Annotated in this window: 21 protein-coding genes and 1 pseudogene; 16 read left to right on the forward strand and 6 right to left on the reverse strand. The window is 61.0% G+C overall.

Features of this window, described 5'->3' with window-relative positions; all coding sequences use genetic code 11:
* Positions 1-120 precede the first annotated feature (120 nt).
* From ACOQPI_RS07910 to ACOQPI_RS07930, 5 genes are read left to right on the forward strand one after another with little or no spacing between them, the layout of a single operon-like run.
* A complete protein-coding gene (locus ACOQPI_RS07910) occupies positions 121-462 on the forward strand; it encodes a type II toxin-antitoxin system Phd/YefM family antitoxin (RefSeq protein WP_420619129.1) in 342 nt (113 codons plus the stop codon).
* Entirely contained in the window at positions 462-878 is a 417-nt protein-coding gene (locus ACOQPI_RS07915; protein ID WP_420619130.1) for a PIN domain-containing protein, read from the forward strand. Before ACOQPI_RS07910 ends, ACOQPI_RS07915 begins: the two co-directional genes overlap by 1 nt.
* Before the next feature lie 46 nt (positions 879-924).
* The gene (locus ACOQPI_RS07920; protein ID WP_420619131.1) at positions 925-1,164 is read left to right on the forward strand and encodes a hypothetical protein; all 240 of its coding nucleotides are present in this window, start codon (positions 925-927) and stop codon (positions 1,162-1,164) included.
* Positions 1,161-1,547, forward strand: a complete 387-nt coding sequence (locus tag ACOQPI_RS07925) for a type II toxin-antitoxin system VapC family toxin (RefSeq protein ID WP_420619132.1) — start codon at positions 1,161-1,163, stop codon at positions 1,545-1,547. The genes ACOQPI_RS07920 and ACOQPI_RS07925 overlap by 4 nt, the downstream gene beginning before the upstream one ends.
* Positions 1,548-1,604: 57 nt before the next feature.
* Positions 1,605-2,168, forward strand: a complete 564-nt coding sequence (locus ACOQPI_RS07930; RefSeq protein WP_420619133.1) for a GNAT family N-acetyltransferase — start codon at positions 1,605-1,607, stop codon at positions 2,166-2,168.
* On the opposite strand, the gene ACOQPI_RS07935 is transcribed toward ACOQPI_RS07930, so the two are convergent.
* From ACOQPI_RS07935 to ACOQPI_RS07945, 3 genes are all read right to left on the reverse strand, one after another.
* Positions 2,136-2,399 carry a hypothetical protein gene (locus tag ACOQPI_RS07935; protein ID WP_420619134.1) on the reverse strand — a complete coding sequence of 88 codons (264 nt, stop codon included), beginning with the start codon at positions 2,397-2,399 and terminating at the stop codon, positions 2,136-2,138. The genes ACOQPI_RS07930 and ACOQPI_RS07935 overlap by 33 nt on opposite strands.
* Positions 2,400-2,463: 64 nt before the next feature.
* A complete protein-coding gene (locus ACOQPI_RS07940) occupies positions 2,464-3,423 on the reverse strand; it encodes a DUF4268 domain-containing protein (RefSeq protein WP_420619135.1) in 960 nt (319 codons plus the stop codon).
* Positions 3,424-3,442: 19 nt separating this feature from the next.
* Positions 3,443-4,714, reverse strand: a complete 1,272-nt coding sequence (locus ACOQPI_RS07945) for a cytochrome P450 (RefSeq protein ID WP_420619136.1) — start codon at positions 4,712-4,714, stop codon at positions 3,443-3,445.
* A 109-nt stretch (positions 4,715-4,823) separates the two neighbouring features.
* Here ACOQPI_RS07945 and ACOQPI_RS07950 point away from each other — a divergent pair, with 109 nt between their 5' ends.
* The 3 genes from ACOQPI_RS07950 (at position 4,824) to ACOQPI_RS07960 (ending at position 10,465) form a co-directional block, all read left to right on the forward strand.
* Positions 4,824-7,247: a CaiB/BaiF CoA transferase family protein gene (locus ACOQPI_RS07950; RefSeq protein WP_420619137.1), complete on the forward strand. Its 2,424-nt coding sequence runs from the start codon at positions 4,824-4,826 to the stop codon at positions 7,245-7,247.
* Positions 7,248-7,284: 37 nt separating this feature from the next.
* On the forward strand, positions 7,285-8,223 hold the full coding sequence (locus ACOQPI_RS07955; RefSeq protein ID WP_420619138.1) for a zinc-dependent alcohol dehydrogenase: 939 nt from the start codon (positions 7,285-7,287) through the stop codon (positions 8,221-8,223).
* 430 nt (positions 8,224-8,653) lie between these two features.
* Positions 8,654-10,465 (forward strand): hypothetical protein, encoded by a 1,812-nt coding sequence (locus tag ACOQPI_RS07960; RefSeq protein WP_420619139.1) that lies wholly within the window; start codon positions 8,654-8,656, stop codon positions 10,463-10,465.
* 125 nt (positions 10,466-10,590) lie between these two features.
* On the opposite strand, the gene ACOQPI_RS07965 is transcribed toward ACOQPI_RS07960, so the two are convergent.
* A complete protein-coding gene (locus tag ACOQPI_RS07965; protein WP_420619140.1) occupies positions 10,591-11,313 on the reverse strand; it encodes a hypothetical protein in 723 nt (240 codons plus the stop codon).
* A gap of 65 nt (positions 11,314-11,378) precedes the next feature.
* The gene (locus ACOQPI_RS07970) at positions 11,379-12,197 is read right to left on the reverse strand and encodes a DNA-methyltransferase (RefSeq protein ID WP_420619141.1); all 819 of its coding nucleotides are present in this window, start codon (positions 12,195-12,197) and stop codon (positions 11,379-11,381) included.
* Positions 12,198-13,256: 1,059 nt separating this feature from the next.
* Between ACOQPI_RS07970 and ACOQPI_RS07975 the strand changes: the two genes are divergently transcribed.
* The 8 genes and pseudogenes from ACOQPI_RS07975 to ACOQPI_RS08010 all read left to right on the forward strand — a co-directional run bounded on the left by ACOQPI_RS07975 (position 13,257) and on the right by ACOQPI_RS08010 (position 18,910).
* A complete protein-coding gene (locus tag ACOQPI_RS07975) occupies positions 13,257-13,949 on the forward strand; it encodes a hypothetical protein (protein ID WP_420619142.1) in 693 nt (230 codons plus the stop codon).
* A gap of 219 nt (positions 13,950-14,168) precedes the next feature.
* Positions 14,169-14,381: pseudogene (locus ACOQPI_RS07980) on the forward strand (helix-turn-helix domain-containing protein); the annotation flags it as partial.
* 86 nt (positions 14,382-14,467) lie between these two features.
* Positions 14,468-14,932 (forward strand): DDE-type integrase/transposase/recombinase, encoded by a 465-nt coding sequence (locus ACOQPI_RS07985; RefSeq protein WP_420619143.1) that lies wholly within the window; start codon positions 14,468-14,470, stop codon positions 14,930-14,932.
* 189 nt (positions 14,933-15,121) lie between these two features.
* Positions 15,122-16,204: an IS110 family transposase gene (locus tag ACOQPI_RS07990; protein ID WP_420619144.1), complete on the forward strand. Its 1,083-nt coding sequence runs from the start codon at positions 15,122-15,124 to the stop codon at positions 16,202-16,204.
* Positions 16,191-16,427 (forward strand): integrase core domain-containing protein, encoded by a 237-nt coding sequence (locus ACOQPI_RS07995; RefSeq protein ID WP_420619145.1) that lies wholly within the window; start codon positions 16,191-16,193, stop codon positions 16,425-16,427. The genes ACOQPI_RS07990 and ACOQPI_RS07995 overlap by 14 nt, the downstream gene beginning before the upstream one ends.
* Before the next feature lie 9 nt (positions 16,428-16,436).
* Positions 16,437-16,721, forward strand: coding sequence for a transposase (locus ACOQPI_RS08000; protein ID WP_420618060.1), 285 nt, complete (start codon positions 16,437-16,439; stop codon positions 16,719-16,721).
* Positions 16,718-17,614 carry an IS3 family transposase gene (locus tag ACOQPI_RS08005; RefSeq protein WP_420618059.1) on the forward strand — a complete coding sequence of 299 codons (897 nt, stop codon included), beginning with the start codon at positions 16,718-16,720 and terminating at the stop codon, positions 17,612-17,614. The genes ACOQPI_RS08000 and ACOQPI_RS08005 overlap by 4 nt, the downstream gene beginning before the upstream one ends.
* Before the next feature lie 93 nt (positions 17,615-17,707).
* Complete coding sequence (locus ACOQPI_RS08010) at positions 17,708-18,910, forward strand: DUF222 domain-containing protein (RefSeq protein WP_420619146.1); 1,203 nt, start codon at positions 17,708-17,710, stop codon at positions 18,908-18,910.
* 131 nt (positions 18,911-19,041) lie between these two features.
* Here ACOQPI_RS08010 and ACOQPI_RS08015 read toward each other — a convergent pair whose 3' ends face one another.
* Positions 19,042-19,251 (reverse strand): hypothetical protein, encoded by a 210-nt coding sequence (locus tag ACOQPI_RS08015; protein ID WP_420619147.1) that lies wholly within the window; start codon positions 19,249-19,251, stop codon positions 19,042-19,044.
* Between the last annotated feature and the right edge of the window lie 11 nt (positions 19,252-19,262).

Below are 19,262 nucleotides of genomic sequence, written 5' to 3' on the forward strand. Positions count from 1 at the left end.
AGGCTCTCCTTCAGGCAGGAGGATGGTATAGCCCAATGTTTCAGGAGACTGCGGGATTTGTGGGACCAACAGATTTGTACATTCATGTACAAAATCTGTTTCTGCCGCTAGCCTGGCAAAATGGCACTGCCCCGTGACCACCTGTCTTCTGCGACCGTCTCGGTGAGCGAGTTCCGGGCCAATTGCGGGCCGCTCTTGGATGCGGTGTGCGATGGGCATGAGATTGTCATTACCAAGAACGGCCGGCCGGTAGCTGAGGTCCGACCTCCTCGCTCTCCCCAGGAGGAGTTCACTGGGTCGCTCTTCGGCTTTTGTCGGGACATTGTCACGCTGCCCGAAGGGTTTGATTTCGACAAAGAAAGCGTGGGGTTTGGCAATGAGGAGATCACCGAGGAGGTTCTCTCCAGCTGGGACAGGCAAGAACCCGATCTCGTCATCGGCTTTCCCGACCAAGGCGGCTGATGCTGCTGCTGGACACCAATGTCGTGCTCCGGTTCTGCTGGGGCGTGGCTGACGGCAAGCTGGGGACCGAAGCCATCTGGCGGGTAGATCAAGCCACTCGGCGAGGCGAGGCGGCGGTCAGCGCGATCACCTATTGGGAGTTGGCCCTCTTGCAGTCCAAGCGGCGCCTAGTTGTGGAGCTCAACGTGGCCCTTCTCCGGATGCGAATGGTTGCCGCCGGGGTCAGGGATCTGCCCATCGGGTCGATGGAAGCAGAACAGGCCGCTCAATTGGGGGAGATGGGCCTGACCACCGGGGACACCGCAGACCGATTCATCTTGGCCACCGCGCTAGTCCAGGAGTGCCCCCTGCTCACTCTGGACCAGCACATGCTGTCGTGGGATGGCCCGGCGAATTGCATTGACGCGTCCCGATAATTGCAAGCAGGCATTAAGTGCTGCACTTAGTGCTACACTTTTGGGGATGCCGACAACCCGCCCTCGTCACTCGGTGACCGAAACCGAGGAGATTTCCGAGATCCTCGATGAGGCGTCTCGGAAGTGGTCCGATGTCCCGCGGGCGAAGCTCATACGGCTAATCATGCTGGACTGGGTGGCCAGCGGCCGGTCGCCCACATCGAGGTCTCAGGCCAGGGCGGTTCTGGAGGGCTCATTGCCCGGCTCTTCGGCCCTATATGACCGGTCCCAAGACTGGCCCGCATGATTGTGGCCGACGCCAGCTGGGTTGTGGCCCTGCGGGATCCAGGCGACGAGCATCATTCCCGGGCGGTGGCGATCAATGGCGAGGTCGCCGACGAAGAGGCGCTCCTGCACCCAGTGACCTTGGCCGAGTGCCTTGTGGCGCCGGCTCTTCTCGGGGTGGTCGAGAGCGCATCTGAGGGGCTTCGAGCCGCGTTCGTGGTGCCCGATGTGGACGATGGCGCACCGCTGCGATGGGCGAAGCTGCGGGCAGACACCGGGCTGAGGCTCCCCGACGCAATCGTTCTCGACACCGCCCTCGATTTGAATGCGCGCGCCATCGCCACCTTCGACGACCGCCTCGCGGCATCCACCGCCCAACACGGCCTCGAGGTGTTAGGGCGATAGACATGACATGGCTGTCCAAGGGACTCGCAGGCTTGGGGTTCTGGGAGACTGGGGGTTGTGGCAGTTCCGTTCACCACGATTGCCGGGGAGCGAGTGCTCTTGCGACCGTTTCGGGTCGAGGACGCGGTCGACATCGCTGAGTCGTGCCAGGATCCGGAAATTCGCCGATTCACGATGATGCCGGAGGAGATGACTGAAGCGCAGGCTCGAGAGTGGATTGAGCAGCGGCTGGCACGGTGGGATCAGGGTCTTTTCGCATTCGCGATCACTTTGCCTCCTTCGGATCGCTGCATCGGTCAGATGGGCATCCTGCTAGAGCCCCAATTCCGGCGGGGGGAGGCGTTCTATTGGCTCGACAGGCAGCACCGGGGTCAAGGAATCGCCTCCGAAGCCCTCAATCTGATCACCGACTGGGCATTCTCCGAGCACGGCCTGGCCCGGGTTCACCTCGTGACCCATGTCGACAATCCGGCATCCCAACGGGTGGCCGAGCGTTGCGGCTATCAGCGGGAAGGCATCCTGCGGGCTTGGGAGCCGGTCAAAGACGACCAACCCGATGTCGTGATGTGGAGTCGACTGCCAGAGGATCTAGGCCTCTACAGAAGTGGGCCGACGAGCTGATGATGGAGTAGCCCTCGATGGGTCAGCCAAGTCTTCTTCGATTTGGGCCACGAGCTCAGGATTGCGCAGAAGCGCCGCCTCGTGGACGGTCATGACGACCGCCGGCGTGAGCAATAGCGACCCATCAGGATGCTCGGTGACCAGGTAGCGGGTGTGCTCGGGTTTACCGAACTTTCCGAGGGCCACACGCCGACGAGCATCCAGCTCAACGAGCTGAGGTATCTCAGTCATTCTAGGTGACATACTATCTGTCAAAGCTTGACAAGAATCTGTGTTGGCAGCTCATTGCTTAGCGTCATTCCAGTTTGCTCACAACGGGGTCTAGGGCGTCGTGAAACCGAATGACTGTGTCAACTAGCTTGTCGATACCAGGCGGACGCTCGCCTTCAGGCGTCTTCAGGCCTGGGCTGCCCTCGACGTCGTATCGGATTATGCAGCCTTGGAGGCCTTCGGACGGTTTCCACTCCAGTGCATCACCGAATCGCTGTTCGATAGAATCCCGAGAGCGTTCTATTTCCTCGAATAGCCCGTGGTTCTCACCTGGATCCCTGGAGTCGATTCGTAGTTGGATGTGGCAGCTGTCGGATTTGACCCAAATCTGATATTTGCAAGAGCCGCTTGTGATATCGATGTAGGTCCCTTTCCTGGGTCCTATTTGCCGGAACAGTGGGCTTTTTGCTTTGAGTGGATCCAGCAGTTGCGACCAGAATTGCTTGCACGCCTCCGCTTTAGCTGCTTTGGATGCGCTATTCGCAGCCCTCGACCGAGCGTCAACCTTCCACTCATTTGGACCTGCAACAAGCCTGAAGCGGAATCCCGGTGCTGAATCGCCGATCTTCCATGCTTCAATGACTGCGAGAAATAAGCGAATTCCGTCTTCACCGTAGCTCTCTGAATATCGGTTCCATTCATCAGCGACAGCGATGAACTCTTCCTTGTGGTTCTCTGCCACGATAACAACCGCTCGACACTTGAGTGCGACTGCGTAGGCGAGCCCGCGAGTGAAGTGATCGTGGTCGCCTTCGCCATACTGGTTTTCGATTGCCCACTTTGCTCCATTTGCGTCGATAGCAAGCACATCTAGCTCTCGCCCACCGGAAATGGAGACTTCGGTATCCTCAGCTGAGAGTTCGCCGATGCCAATATGTTCACCGAGGATTTCGACATGGTCGGCCATCCATGGTGTGAAGTTCCTCTCTTCTTTTGGCCACACCTCGCGGATGTCAACACGTGTGAGGGCTATTGGTTCGTTCATCTGGGGCGTTCTCCGCTCCTTAGACCAGGGTTGAGAGGTTTTGGTCGGGGGCGGGGCCGGGGTTGACTTTTTTGCCGGGGGTCCAGGCGACGGGGAGGTGTTTGACGCCGCCGATGAAGTTGGAGCGGAGCCACTCGGGCTCGCCTACGCGGTGGATGTCGGGTATGCGCTCGATGATCTCCTGGAAGATGAGGCGCAGCTCCATTTTGGCCAGGTTGGCGCCCAGGCAGTAGTGGGCTCCACCGCCGCCGAAAGAGATCTGCTCATTGGGGGTGCGATTCACGTCGAAGGTGAAGGGGTCGTCGAACACCTCTTCATCCCGGTTGGCCGAGATGTGCCACATGACGATCTTGTCGTTCTTGTCGATGTGCTGGCCCCTGATCTCGGTGTCCTCGGTGGCGGTGCGGCGGAAGTGCAGCACGGGGGTGGACCACCGCAGGATCTCGTCGATATGGGTGTCGGTCACCCCGTCGGAGGAGTTCTTCATGATGTCGAACTGCTCGGGGTGGTCCATGAGGGCCAGCATCCCTTGGGCGGTGGCGTTGCGGGTGGTCTCGTTGCCGGCCACGGTGAGCAGCAGCATGAACATGTCGAATTCCAGATCGGTGAGCCGGTCGCCGTCGATCTCCGCGTTGATGAGCTTGGTGACGATGTCGTCGCGGGGGTTTTCCGCTCGGTCCTTGGCCAGCTGGTTGGTGTAGGCATACAGCTCCGCACCGGCCGAGAGGCTGCTTTCGCGGTCCTCGACGTACTCGGGGTCGTCGACGCCGATCAAGCGGTTGGACCAGTCGAACAGCTTCATGCGGTCTTCCTGGGGCACGCCCATGATCTCGGCGATGGCCTGGAGCGGGAGCTCAGAGGCCAAGTCGACCACGAAGTCGGCCTCGCCCTTCTCGATCACGTTGTCGACGATCAAGATGGCCCGGTGGCGCAGGTACTGCTCGATCAGGCCGATCATGCGGGGGGTGAAGCCCTTGTTCACCAGCCGCCGGTAGCGGGTGTGCTTGGGTGGATCGGTGGTGAGCATCATCACGCCCCGGGAATCCGGGGCGCCGTTGTCGCGGGTGCCCGGATCGGGGATGGACGTGCCGCCGAGCTCAGAGGAGAAGCGCTCGGTGTCGCGGTTCACCTCGACGAGGTCGGCGTGTTTGACCACGTTCCAGAACGCCGGCCCATGGGGGTCTTGGTGCAAGAAGACGGGGTCTTGGTCTCGCAGCACCTTGAACATCTCATGGTGCTCCTGGCGCACGAATCGGTCGGGGTCGAGCAAGTTGACATCGGTGAGCTTCACGGCAGTGTTCCTTTGTTGCGATCGTTAGCTGGCTGTCGGCCAGTGTACGGGAACCTCTTATGCGACAAGATACCGGGGTGCGAACCGACTGGGAAACAGTGAGACCGCGATGACGGCAGGGGCCAACCAGCGCACTGATCGGGTTGACGTCGGGGGTGCGGGCGAGGGCGTCCACATGCAGGCTTCGATCCTGTCCGGCATCCGGGTAGTGGACTTCTCGACAGGGGTGCCCGGCCCCTATGCATCAAAGCTGCTGGCCGATGCCGGGGCCGATGTGATCAAGGTGGAGGGGCCCGAGGGCGACTCGGTGCGCCGCTGGTCGGCCACTCGAGCCGAGTTCGAGGGCGACAGCGCGCTGTTCGGCTTCCTCAACGCCTCTAAGCGGGGTGTTGTCGGTGGGCCGGGCGACCCTGATGTCGAGGAACTGGTGGCCACCGCTGATGCCGTGGTGGAGTCGTTCCCCGCCGGTTCGGGATTCGGCCGGGCCTGGGCTGAGCGCCATCCCCATCTGGTGGTGCTGTCGGTGACCCCCTTCGGTCAGGATGGGCCGCTGGTCTCCCACCCGTCCACCGAGTACACCGTGCAGGCTCAGTGCGGGGCCATCGCCTGTCGGGGGCGGCCCGACCAGCCCCCGATCCACGGCGGTGGCGGCATTGCCGAATGGACATCCGGCGCCTATGCGGGTCCGGCGGTGCTGTCGGCCATCCTGCGGGCCCGGCGCACTGGGCGGGGTGAGCACATCGACTTGGCGGTGGCCGACGTGATGGGCATCGCCGCCACCACGTTCAGCGACCTGGCCCACTCAATGCGGGGCGGCGGCCACGACTTCGACCGGGTGGCCCGGTCGGTGGAGGCGCCCTCCATCGAGCCCGCCCTCGACGGCTGGGTGGGGTTCAACACCAACACCGCCCTCCAGTATCAGGGCTTCGTGCTGATGATCGAGCGCCCCGACCTCATCGACACCGAGTGGAGCCAGATCGGGGAGAGGGCCGGTCGCCTGGACGAGTGGAATGCCATGGTCCACCCGTGGACCTCTCGCCACACCGTGGCCGAGATCATCAAGGCGGCGTCTGATCTGCGGGTGCCGGTGGCCGAGGTCAACGACGGGCGCAGCGTGCTCGACAACGAGCAGTTCGTCGCCCGGGGGGTGTTCGTGCGCAACCCCGGCGGGTTCCTCCAGCCCCGTCCGCCCTACCTGATGGACGACGGCGGGGAGCGACGGCCGGCCACGCCCGCTCCTCAACTGGGCGAGCACACCGGGACGATCGAAGCCCGCCCGCGGCCGGTGCCGTCGGCTGCCGACGCCGATCCTGATCTACCGCTAGCTGACGTAAGGGTTTTGGACCTCACCAGCTGGTGGGCCGGGCCTTCGGCCACCGGCACGCTGGCCATGCTGGGGGCCGATGTGCTCCACATCGAGTCCACCGGCCATCCCGACGGCATGCGGATGACCGGGTTCATGTTCGGCACCGAGGACTGGTGGGAGTGGAGTTCGATGTTCGTGGCCATAAACCACAACAAGCGCGACCTCACCCTCGACTTGGACACCGACGCGGGCATGGACCTGTTGTGGCGGCTCATCGAGGAGGCCGACGTGGTGGTGGAGAACTTCTCCCCGCGGGTGGTGGAGAAGTGGGGCCTCAGCTGGGAAGCCGTGTCGGCCCGCAACCCCCAGGCGGTGTTCACCCGGATGCCCGCGTTCGGTTTGAGCGGGCCGTGGCGGGAGCGGGTCGGGTTCGCCCAGACCATGGAGCAGCTCACCGGCATGGCCTGGGTCACCGGCCATACCTACGACCAGCCCCGCATCATGCGGGGGCCGTGCGACCCCATCGCCGGGATGCACGGTGCCTATGCCGCGATCTTGGGCCTCGCCGTTAGGGAGCGCACCGGACAAGGGGTGTTCGTGGAGTCCACCATGGTGGAGGCCGCGCTCAACTGCTCGGCCGAGCAGATCGTGGAATACACCGCCTACGGGAATGTGATGGAGCGGGCCGGCAACCGGAGTCCCTACGCCGCACCCCAGGGCCTGTACCCCTGCCGGGGTCACGAGCAATGGCTGGCGCTGGCCGTGGCCACCGACGAGCAGTGGCAGGCGCTGGTGGAGGTTCTGGGGTTGCCGGAGTGGGCCGACCGGTCGGAATACGCCACCGACGCGGGCCGACGGGCGGGCCACGACGCCATAGATGAGGGGTTGTACGCCTGGGCTGCTGAACAGGACCTCGACGACGCGGTGGCTCGGCTGGTGACCGCGGGCGTGCCCGCCGCCCCGGCCTGGGATCCCCGGATCCAGCATGAGAACCCCCAGCTTGCCCACCGGGGGCTGTTCGAGATGGTCGAGCATCCGGCGGTGGGGACCCACCCCATGCCGGGGATGCCCTACCGGTTTGCCTCGGTCGACCGCTGGATCATCTCCCCGTCGCCAGCCCTAGGCCAGCACAACCATGAGATATTGGCCGAGCTAGGCCTGTCGGCCGACGAGATTGCCGCGCTAGAGGCAGAGGGTGTTATCGGCACCCGCCCGAAGGGCTTGTGAGGGAAGGCGTCAGCCAGCCTGGTGAAAGGATGAAGCCATGAGAGCAGTGCGATGCGTCGACGGCCAGGCCGCGACGGTAGAGGTAGCCCCCCCGGAAGGCGAGGGTGTGCGCGTCAAGATGGCATCCGCGGGGGTGTGCGGCTCCGACCTGCACATGCTCGAGCTGGGAATGCTCAACACGTTCACCATCGGCCACGAATTCGCCGGCTGGCTGGACGACGGCCGTCCGGTGGCCATCGAGCCCATCCACGGCTGCGGCACCTGCGAGCTGTGCCTGGCTGGCGACTACAACCGCTGCCCAGTCACCCTCACCGACATCGCCGGGATCTCCCGCGACGGGGGAATGGCCGACGAGATTCTCATGTGGCCCGAGGCCATCGTGCCCTTGCCCTCCGGGGCCGACCCCCGGGATGCCTGCCTGGTGGAGCCCCTGGGCATTGCGGTACACGGCTTCCGCCTGGCCGGACTGCGGGGCGACATGCGGGTGGCCGTTGTCGGCGGCGGCGCCGTGGGCCAGACCGCGTTGGCCGTAGCCGGTCTGGCCGGGTGCGAGGTGGCCATCTCGGCCCGCCACGACGCCCAGAAGGAAGCCGCCGAGCGCCTGGGCGCCGTTCCGCTGACTGATGAGCCCTACGACATCGTGGTAGAGGCCGCCGGCACCTCCTCAGCCCTGGCTGATGCCGTGAAGAAGTGCCGCCCCGGCGGCAAGATCGTCATCCTGGGCAGCTACTGGGACCCAGTGGAGTTGCCCGGCATAGAAATCAGCATGAAGGAGGTCACCCTGGTGCCCTCCTCCATGTACGGCCGCCACGGCCCCACACGAGACATGGACGTGGCCGCCGCCGTACTGGCCCAGCTCCCCGAACTCCCCGACGCCATCATCACCCACCGCTTCCCCCTAGACGCCCCCGCCGAAGCCTTCGCCATCGCCGCCAACCGCGCCTCCGGCGCCATCAAAGTCGTCCTGGAGCCCTAGCTGAACGATCCGATTGGCCAAACCGGTTCAGCGTCTGATTATTCGTTCCCAAATTCCACATTTCCCCTGGTAGTCTGACCCAGTTGCTGAGTCGGGCAACCATGTGTTCGGCATCGCACGATTGGCGTCAAAAGCGATTGCCTCACGACTCGCAACAACTTACGCTTAGGTAACTTCAAGCATGTCACTTCGAGGGGAGGTAAGTATGATGGGAATGGAGCGAAACAGCACCCCTGATCCTGTATTTGTCCAGCAAGTTAGTAGGACACCAGAGTTCGCGCTTCATGTGTGCCGATACCTCGTAAAGGAGGCGCGCCCAGTGCTTCCGACCGTCATCCTGGCTGGGTCACCAGAGCCGAATGAGCCATTTGCCCTGGCGCTAGAGAAACTCCTCCTTCCTTTCCCTCCTCGATCAAAAAGCTATGAATTCGTGCGTGATCCGACCATTGGTGGGGCGGATGGTCTATGGGTGCAACTGCCTAAATCTCCTCTCGCAGTCCCTCTCATGGTCGCTAGAGATATGAAGATAGAGGCGGAACTGAAGGTGGGGATACTCGCTACTCCGAAGTTTCTTGACGTTCCCCTTTCGACGTCCACGCTGGAATCAGTGGCCTGGAAAGTCCTCACATCTGCAGATATTGAATCGGTTGTATACCTATGTACCTGCCTCTCTCTTGAGGCTGAAGTTTGTGGGCTTGAAATCGAATGGTTGGAGAGAATGGTCAGCCTCATGCAACCACAGCCATCATTTGGCAATCGACTTTTTGCTGAAGTTCGCTCAGGTCGTCCATTGTTCGACCATAGAGTCGTACGTTGGATACTTCGCGAAATGTCTGCTGCATCTGAAGATGAGATTAATGGCTGGAGAAACCTTGAATTCCCATCCGGAACTGGTGAAGAAATACTGGGTAGGGCGTGGTTTCGTTGCATACGCTCCAAGAGAACTGCCAGCCTAGATGAACTGCTAACCGCCATTTGGATGTTGCATGACGTATACGGCAGCACTCACGAAGGTTCTGACGCGAACACCATTTTGGCAAAGTACACCTTCGGAATGAGATCAAGCGGAACCTGGCTTAGTGCCATCAGCAGGTGGCTTCGCATATGGGATATCCCGGACGACCATCCATCGGTGATGGGTCGAGCTAGGCCATCCGAGATGAGGAAGCGATTTGAAAGCAAAATGGGGATTTCACCAAGTGCGCTCTTGGTTGGAATTCTGTTCATATGCATTCGATGGCAAATGGCTGTTGAAAAGCAAGCGTCTCCACCAATCGAATGGGATCGAATCATGAACATGGAAATTGGTGAATCCGTCTTACCATTTTCACCAGAATTCGAGTCTATCATTCGAAGGGAATTTGTCAGCGGTGTTGATGTAATCCGCAACGATGCCATTACTGAACGGCTTGATAGTAACACCAATCTCGGTAAATTGCCACCTGGAGACAGTCTGGCATGTAGGAACAATCCCATTATTGAGTTTTCTGATGGTCAGGTCGTCCCTCACAGTATTGAGCTAATGGCCGATCGCGCCATAGATTTGTACCGCTTGAAGGGACATGGCAGAGGATCCGGCCGTGAGGCCAATAGGGAAATGGGGTATTTGTTTGAAGCCTATGTGCATGACCAATTGACGCAACTCAGGGATAGGTACATGGTGATTGGCGCCATGGAATTGGAGGCAATCGGCAGGGAGTATGGTGGCAAAGTGTGTGATCATGTGATCGTCGATCCAAGTAATGGATCATACATATTTGTTGAAACGTCAATGCAAACAAATCCACGGGGTATCGCGGCTGGTGATATATCAGCCACTCGGAAAAAGCTTAGCCAATACCAATCGGAGGCAGAGCAAGCATTTGAAATGATGAAGATAGCGGGGAAAGTGGCGGACGAAATTGGTGGTCCGGAGCCTCGGTATGCCACAGCACTCGTTGTGGTGGACAGGCCAATTCTTCACTCGTCTTCTATAGTGAAGGACCTAGTACCGCAAAAGAATGGGAGACCCTCGAGAACGGTATGTGGAATAGATGAGTTGGAATTCTTAATCGACATGACCAATGCAGGATGGGGATGTCATAGTCTTGTGTTTGGGTGGCAGCATGGGGCTGAAGATATACCATTCGGGGCGTACTTGTTTGAGCATTGTGCAATCCGCGGTCCCGCTGAGCCCTGCGTGAGCTTAGACACGGAGTCGGTGTTTGAGCACCTGCCATTGAAGGAACCCCATGCGGCATGAGGAAAAGTAGTAAGAGGCCCGTATTTTATAGTTGCGATTTGCTATTCGACATTTGTGCGATAGGAAAACAATCTTTATGAGCCAGGTGCGTCATGGGGTTTATTTATTCGGGGAAACTTGTGTGACTATCCTCGAACAGAATTGCCGATGCTCCATTCGGCGTGGAGGGTGCAGGCTGAGAGCTTGATTTGCTTGACGGTGATTTTGGCGTCGGAGCGGTCGAGGGAGACCTTTGCTGCGACGGGGGCGCCTTGATAGGTGCAGTCGATGGTGGGGCCGTCGGCGGCGAAGGCTTCTAGGGGGGCGTCATCGAGCGAGGCGAAGATGTCGGTGGGGATTTCTAGGAGCTGATATTTGGTGGGGAGGGAGGTGCGGTCGGTGCGGAAGGCCCGGAGCATGATGATGGAGTCCACGGCTTCCCGGTACTGGCGGAATAGGTCAAGGGTGTGGTTTCGCCGAGTCTTGGCGGATCGAACGTCCTGAATCCAGGCTGCCTCGGTGAGCTTGGAAATGTGGGCGGTGGTTGCGGACAACCTCAGCGCGGCGGTGGACTTCAAAGAGAGCTTCCGCTTGGTCTCCTCGTTAGTTTGGACCGTCATGTCCACGAAGCGCTGGGTAGCGGAACCTGGCTCGTCGACTGTCCAGCCGACTGCTTCGCACGCGTTGCGAAATGCGACTTCGAAGCCGACGAGGCCCAGGGGCTCGGTGGTAGTCCCGTGATGTACTGAGATCGTGAGACCGAAGTACTCGGTCCACCCAGGTGTCTGGCCGAGCCAGGTTTCTGAGATCTCAGCTTTGAGGGGGGATGAGAGCGAGTCGATGATCCTGGCGAGAAATCTTTCTCCCATGGGAGAGAGCTCTTCGATGCTGGCCCTCAGGTCAGCCGTATTTGCGGATTGGTTGTATGGCTGGCTCACTCGGTGATCCGGCGCTCAATGAGATCAACGTAGGCCGGGTTGAGCTCGATGCCTGCCCAGTTTCGGCCGAGGTCTTGGGCAGCAATCAAGGTGGTTCCTGATCCGGCGTATGGATCTAGGACGGTGTCGCCTGGGCGGCTGGTGATTTGGATGCAGCGGCGGGCCAGGGTCATGGGCATGACGGCTGGGTGGTCTTCGATGCCGCCGGCGTCCTTTCTCCGGGGTTCGGTGTTGATGTCCCACATGGTTCGCAGCCGGCGGCCGTTGGGGCCCTTCACTGCCGCGGTGTCGTAGTAGTAGTCCTGGTTCTTGGACAGTAGGAACACCGTCTCGTGGGACTTGGTCGGGCGATCAGAAACTGACTCGGGATGGGCATTCGGCTTGTACCAGATGACTTCGGAACGCAGCCACCAGCCCGCATCTTGGAGGGCGAATGCCAACCGCCACGGAACGCCAATCAGGTCTTTCGGCTTCAAGCCCTCAGGAGTGGGAGGTCGCACTGACATAGCCCGAGCCCGGTTCTTGCGGTCAGGCGCCCGGTACCTGCGATTTCCCGAGGTGTAGGAGTCACCCACGTTCAACCACACCGTGCCGTCGTCAGTCAGCACCCGGCGCACTTGGTCGAACGCCATCACAATGCTCTTGACGTATTCGCCCAGAGCGTCATCGCGGCCAATCTGACCTTCGGCCGAGTAATCCCGAAGCGACCAGTAGGGCGGTGACGTGACCACCGTCTGCGCACACCCATCAGGAAGTAGCCCCAGGGCCTCAATCGCTGGCCCACATGCCAACAGGGGGCCATTCAGCTCGTCCATTGGGCCATCAACCCCCACATCTAGTCGAGTATGCGGGTTTGGCTGTCGACTTGACGAAGTAGCAGCGGGTTCGTGATCAGGAAACGGCATCCGGCGGTGCTCTGTGCCTTCAGAGTTGCGTCTGGAACCCACGACACGACCCTACTTCCAGGCAGTGACAATTTCGGGGAATCCAGGCAGCGGCTGAACAACTATTCCTGAGAGTGCGGAAGCCCCGGCTCCCGTCCTAGCCGATCTCAGACAAGATCTTCGGCCTGGCACTCCGGGGCTTGCATTTTCGCACTAGAGCAGTACCAGCAGGCTTTCTCATTATGGTTCGCGAGACAGGAAACTGCAGCTAGTTCAAGCTGAGCGCATAGGCGACTGAGCGGCATTGCCGTCCCAGGCGGGAAACCGAGTTTCGTCCTTTTTTGCGACGGTCGCCCTAGAGGAGGGGGGTGCGGAAGCCCTTGCTCAGTCAAGACAGCCGACCAGGATGCCTTTGCCGAGTATGCCGCCTCCCTCGACGGGTTCGACTCCTCGGAGAACACAGAAGACGATCCGAAGGCCCCGACGACGAAACTGCTGAACGCCTTGGGTGACGGCGGGTTCGACGCCCTGATGGAGTGCGATTGACCGAACAGTCGGCAGCGATGGACACCGATGGGTGGACAGCCTGGTGGGGTGATTTCCCAATCTACACGCTGATCGTTGATTCCGACCCCAAGGCCTTGGCCAACACGATGGGGCGGTGTGCACGGGTTCCACCTGGTCAGTTTGCTGGGCGATAAGCGAATGGCGGTGGTCGGTGCCAACAGCACCTTAAGAGCCATCAAAGTATTGGTGGAGCCGTAGGGGTAAAATTTTCTCATTTGACTGGGGCTGGATCAGTAGAGGTTTAGCGGTTAAGAATCCTGGTTCCCTTTTGTGAGGCCAGATTTACGACTTTAGAAATTTGTCTGGATTCCTGACAATTGGAACAAAGAACGGTGAAGTACCGTTGAATTCGGGTCGAGCTATGGCTACTGTCAGATAAGAAGACCATGGGGTGATTGCTAGATAAATGAGGAGAGTCGAGTAATGGTAAATTGGGAACGCTGGTATGTGCCACTCTTGATTGCGGGTATCTTCCTCTGGATTAGATTGTCAAATCCAGAATTCTTGTCAACTGCAGATTATTTCATCAGCTATGGTGCAATGACCTTTTTTGCATGGCCATTACTCTTCCCTAATTGGAGGATTACTTCTCTGATTGATACAACAATCAAGCCGCTGAACCGGTTAGTCGGAAAGTTGGACTCCATCGTTAAACCACAACCTCTATACAAGTTTGGTCGAGTGTTCTTTGGGATCACAACTTGTATAATTGGTTTTTCTGTAACAACAGCAGTTGGAGTTATTCATTTGTCTGACGTTGTTGCCTTATGGAGCGAAAATGAACAAGCAGATACGTTAGCTGAATCAATTGGTAGCAACAAGGCTATTATGTCTCTAGCGGCGCTTTGGACGATTTTGCAATTCAATTTTTTCCGCAGGTATTTTATCAATTGGTTGGCCTATAAGCTGTCGCATCCAGACGAGTACTTGAGTAGCGCTACCCATGCAATTATGGCATTAGCATTTGCTCTCATATCTCCAATGCTACTGATTGTGACGTATTCTAGTAAGATTATCTCAGATACATTTGGGTATTTGATGCTATTGGGAGTCCAGGTCGCAGTATTTCTATTGTTCATTCCCATCGAACGTTGGCTGATTGGAAGGCGCGAGTAATACTAAAAGAGGCTACAAGAGGGAATAAGTACCGTGGAAGAACTTGGGTATGATCGTCATGCTAGTTGTTCTGTCCATGGAGGTTGTTAGCTCGGGCTGGTAGCTCCGCTATTGGGTGAGCCTCCGATGCCAGTGTGGTGGTTGTGAACTACCGCACAGAGCAAGGGAGGCTCGATGTTGCACGCTAATGCACGTTTGACCCCTGCTGGGCGTTTGTTGATGGTCCAGCGGATTGAGGCGGGGGCGCCGCAGGCCCATGTGGCCGCGCAGATGATGCTGTCGCTGGCCGCGGTGGCCAAGTGGTGGCGCGGCTGGAAGGCCGAGGGGCACGCCGGGCTTGTGGATCGGTCGTCTCGGCCCCGCCGGTCGCCGCGGCGCACCGGCTCCAAGGCCGAGGAGCGGGTGTGCTGGCTGCGCCGCCAGAAGCGGTGGGGTCCGGCCCGCGTCGGCGCCCGGTTGGGGGTGCCTGCGTCGGCGGTGCATCGGGTCTTGGCGCGCAACGGGCTGAACCGCCTGTCGTGGATCGACCGGCCCACCGGGCGGGTGATACGGCGCTACGAGCGCCCCGAACCGGGCGATCTGGTCCATTTGGACGTCAAAAGGTCGGCAAGGTGCCCCCGGGCGGCGGGTGGCGGGTCCACGGCAGGGGCTCCCCCAAGGCCAAGCGCAAACGCCGCCTCGGGTACACGTACCTGCACGTCGCCGTCGACGACCACAGCCGCGTCGCCTACGTCGAGGCGCACGACAACGAGCGCGGCGACACCGCCGCAGCGTTCTGGCGCAACGCCCGCTGCTGGTTCAACAAGCTCAACGTCGGCATCGACGCGGTCATGACCGACAACGGCCGCAACTTCACCTCCAAGGCCTTCGCCGACGCGCTCGCCCAAAACCGCACCGAACACCGGCGCACCCGACCCTACCGGCCCCAGACCAACGGCAAAGCCTGTGAGGATTGTGGTGTCGCAGTGCCGGGCCTGGTCTGACCCGGGCAAAAGTCTGACCGTTGTGTCCTTCGTTCGATTTGTCGGCCGGGACCGGCGCTGTGGCGGTGTGCGGACCGCTGGGCGGACCTGACCTTATAGAAGCATGGCCCATGGCCTCGTCACAGACCTGTCGGCCGCCGCCGCGGTCCGCTGCCCATTAGAGCTTCCCAATGGAAAGGCGGCCCGATGATGACGACAGAGCCAAGTGGTGTGATCGGCGGGGTTGACACCCACAAGCACAGCCACCGGGCGGCGGTGATCGACCCCGCTGGCCGGTTTCTCGGAGACCGGGGGTTCGGCACCGACTCCCAAGGCGAGGTCGATCTGTTGGCGTGGCTGCGGTCTCACGGCCCGGTCGCGGCCGTGGGCATAGAGGGCTCCGGGTCCTATGGAGCGTCCCTCGCCCGCCGCCTGGCCTCGGCCGGCGTCAGAGTCGTCGAGGTCAACCGGCCGAACCGCTCGGCGCGCCGCGCCAACGGCAAGTCCGACCGGCTCGACGCCGAACAGGCCGCTCGTTCGGTCTTGGCGAAGACCTCGACCGCGGTCCCGAAGTCGAAATCGGGTCCAGTGGAGGCAATACGTGCATCACGGGTGACGCGCTCAAGCGCCGTGAAGGCCCGCACGCAGGCATTCCTCACGCTGCACAGCATCATCATCGCATCCTCCGGAGAGCTGCGCGACGAGCTGATCGGACTAACGAAGCGGACACTGGTGAAGCGCTGCGACGCGCTCGAGCCCGACACGGCAGACCCCCTGGAGCTCGTCGACCAACCAGACCGGCTCCAACTCGCCGCGACCAAACTGGCACTGCGCGACCTCGCCCGGCGATGGCTCGCCCTCGACGCCGAGATCAAAATGCTCGACCGCCGGATCAAGCGCCTCGTCGAGCACACCGCGCCCGACCTCGTCGAACTCTGCGGCGTCGGCGCCGAGATCGCCGGCCAGCTCCTGGTCACCGCGGGCGACAACCCCGAACGGATCCGAACCGAAGCCGCGTTCGCCAAACTCTGCGGCGTCGCACCCCAACCGGCCAGCAGCGGAAGAACCACCGGCCGCCACCGACTGAGCCGCAGCGGCGACCGCGCCGCCAACAGCGCCCTCTACATGATCGTCATCACCCGGATCCGCCACCACCAGCCCACCCGCGCCTACCTAGAGCGCCGCACCGCCGAAGGACTCACCAAACGCGAGATCATCCGCTGCCTCAAACGCTACGTCGCCCGAGAAGTCTTCAAAGCCCTACCCGCCAAACCCGCCCTTGACAAAACATAGGAGCATCGAGCGGTTCAACCGGACCCTCGCAGACGAGTTCCTCTACAACTACAAATTCAGATCAGAGTCCGACCGCCGACGCCGACTCCAGACCTGGGTCCACAACTACAATCTCCACAGGCACCACACCGCCATCAACGGCACACCAGCCAGCCGCGTCAACAACCTCTATGAACATTACACCTATGAGGTTCCCCCCTTTTCGTGGAGACATGCTCTATAAGGAGGAGCTATGTCCAGACCGCGAAGAGATTATGACCGGGAGTTCCGTGATGGGGCTGTCCGGATCGTCAAGGAGACCGGCCGGCCGGTGGCCCACGTCGCCCGGGAGCTCGGCGTCAACGAGGGCACGCTCGGGAATTGGGTGCGCCGGGACCGAGACGAGCGCTCGGGCGGGCTGAGCGGCGACGAGCGGGCCGAGCTGGCCCGGCTGCGCCGCCGGGTCGCCGAGCTGGAGATGGAGCGTGATGTGCTCAAACGATCCGTGGTCCTTTGGGTCAACGAGGCGACGCGGTGACCGCAGGGTTCATCGCGGCCCAAAGGACCGACCACGGTGTGCCTCACTCTGTGGCTTGCAGAGCGCTGGGCGTGGCGGAATCCACGTTCTACAAGCACCTCGACCGGCCGCTGACCGATCGGCAGCGGCGTCGCCGGGCGCTGGACGCCGAGGTGAAAAAGGCGTTCGACGAATCGGACGGCACCTACGGGTCGCCCAGGGTGCGCGCCCGGCTGCGACGCGATGGCCTGTCGGTGTCGAAGAAGACGGTGGAGGCCTCGATGGCCCGCCAGGGCCTGTGCGCCCGCCCCAAACGCAAAAAGGGCCTCACCAGCCCCGACAGCTCCCATGCGGCCCCCACAGACCTTCTGGGCCGCGACTTCAGCGCGACAGGGGTCAACCAGAAATGGTGCGGCGACTTCAAACAGGTTCCCACCGCCGAGGGCCCGGTGTTCCTCGCGACCGTCGAGGACCTCTACTCCAGGCGCATGGTCGGCTTCGCCACCTCCGACCGGTACCCGACCGCCGAGCTGGCCAAACAGGCCATCAACACCGCGGTCGCCACCAGAGGCGGCAACGTCAAAGGCGTCATCTTCCACTCGGACAAGGGATCGCAATACACCTCAGAAGCCTTCGCCGCCGCCTGCCGGCGGCTCGGCATCTCACGGTCCACCGGAAGAACCGGCAACGCGCTGGACAACGCGCCGGCCGAGTCGTTCTTCTCCACCCTCCAACACGAGCTCATCTCACGCCGAGCCTGGACCACCAGAGCCCGGGCCCGACGAGAAATCACCCTATGGGTCCACACCTGGTACAACCAGCACCGCCTCCACTCCGCAATCGGAATGACCAGCCCCGTAGAATACGAACAGGCCCACAACCCCGACCCTCAAAAACAAACTCTCCACGATTAGGGGGGAAGCTCACCTAGTTGTGGCGCCACGACCATGAGTGTGTCGTCGTCCTAGCCAGGATCAAGTTGTCACTGGTGTCGGTAGACTTGTGACATGGCTGTAGGGACTTTGACCAGGGATAACGCTGCTGATGGTGTTGATGTCGCGGTGTTGGCGGCGGTGGATGTACGGGGACTGGACTCGGCTAGTTTGGATGCTCGGTTAAGGGCGTTGGGGCGGGTGCAAAGCCGGGTTTCGGGATTGATTTCCGAGGTGGTGGCTGAGAAGAAGCGCCGGTCTCGGGTGGGCGACACGGTGGACGGGTTGTTGGGTGGACTGCGGATGTCATCGCATCAGGCCCGCAGGACGATGAACGAGGCCGCGCAACTTGAGAAGCTGGCGGCGACGAGGGATGCGTTGGTGGACAGCCGGATCACGCCGGAGCACGCCCGGATCATGGGCACTGCGTCGCAGAACGGTCCGCTGAATGAGAAGAAGATGCTGGCCGCCGCGGAGGCTGAATCGCCGGATCAGTTCCGCAAGACGATGCGGGACCACCAAAGCGAGTTGGCCGGTGACGATGGGGAGGCCCGCCGGGAGCGTCAGCGCCAGGCTCGCACAGCTAGCTTTTCTGAGCGCGACGACGGGATGTGGCAGCTGTTCGCCTTATTCGACCCGACCGCGGCGGCCCGCATCCGCAAGGCGCTGTGCGCCAAGACCGATGCCGATTGGCGCCTCGACAACAGCCGCCGGGGCAAAGAACACATCTCACGCGGGCACCGCAGGGCAGATGCGCTTGAGCAGCTGATCACCCGCCAGGCCAATGGCGACGGCAATGGCCAGCCCCAAGGCACCACGCTGGTGCTCATGGCCGACTACGACCTCGTCGACAACAAGATGGGCAACCCTCGCCTTGCTGATGGCACTCCGCTCCCGCCATCGGAGTTCCACTCGCTGGCCTGCGACGCCGACATCCTCTGTGGTCTGTTCAGGGAGGCCGACACTGAGCCCATCTGGATGGGAACCACTAGCCGCCACCCGATTTTCGCCCTCAGAGCAGCCCTCGAAGCCCGCGACGGCGGCTGCGTGGGATGTCGGGTAGGGCCTGAATGGTGCGTATCCCACCACATCGTCGAATGGCAACACGGCGGACCCACCCAACCCGACAACCTCGTGCTGGTGTGCCACTCTTGCCACGACAAAATTCACCACAACAACTGGGCCGTCGAAAAACACCCCGACACCAATCGCAACTACCTCCGACCCCCCTGGCAAAAGCCGCCGGATATAAGTGGAAGTTCACTTCTGCGCTGCTAATCAAGGGCAGCAAGTCGGTAGTGCATCAAGTGCGAGAGAGCGATTGAGCGCAACAGACGATCCTGTCAGTCGGGCTGTGGCTCCCTGTTGACTAATGGGCCGTACTTTTTGGTGGCTACGCCGTTCTTCATTTACTTCAACGGCATCAGCTTCTCGGCGTACGGCAGGAAGCGGAGACACCCGGGAAAATTCATCTTCGTTGGCATAAGTATGGAGATCCGCTTCAGTGAGCCGACAACCCTGTAGACCGGCAGGAGTTCCTTGTCGCGGCCGAAGGCGAGATATTTCTCCTCGTCTCGGAACGCCACAGTCCACTCATTGGCGGCCATTGGCTTCTCCATCAGAAACGAGC

The sequence above is a fragment of the Candidatus Poriferisocius sp. genome (assembly GCF_965219815.1).
In the GTDB taxonomy this organism is placed as follows: Bacteria; Actinomycetota; Acidimicrobiia; order Acidimicrobiales; family Bin134; genus Poriferisocius.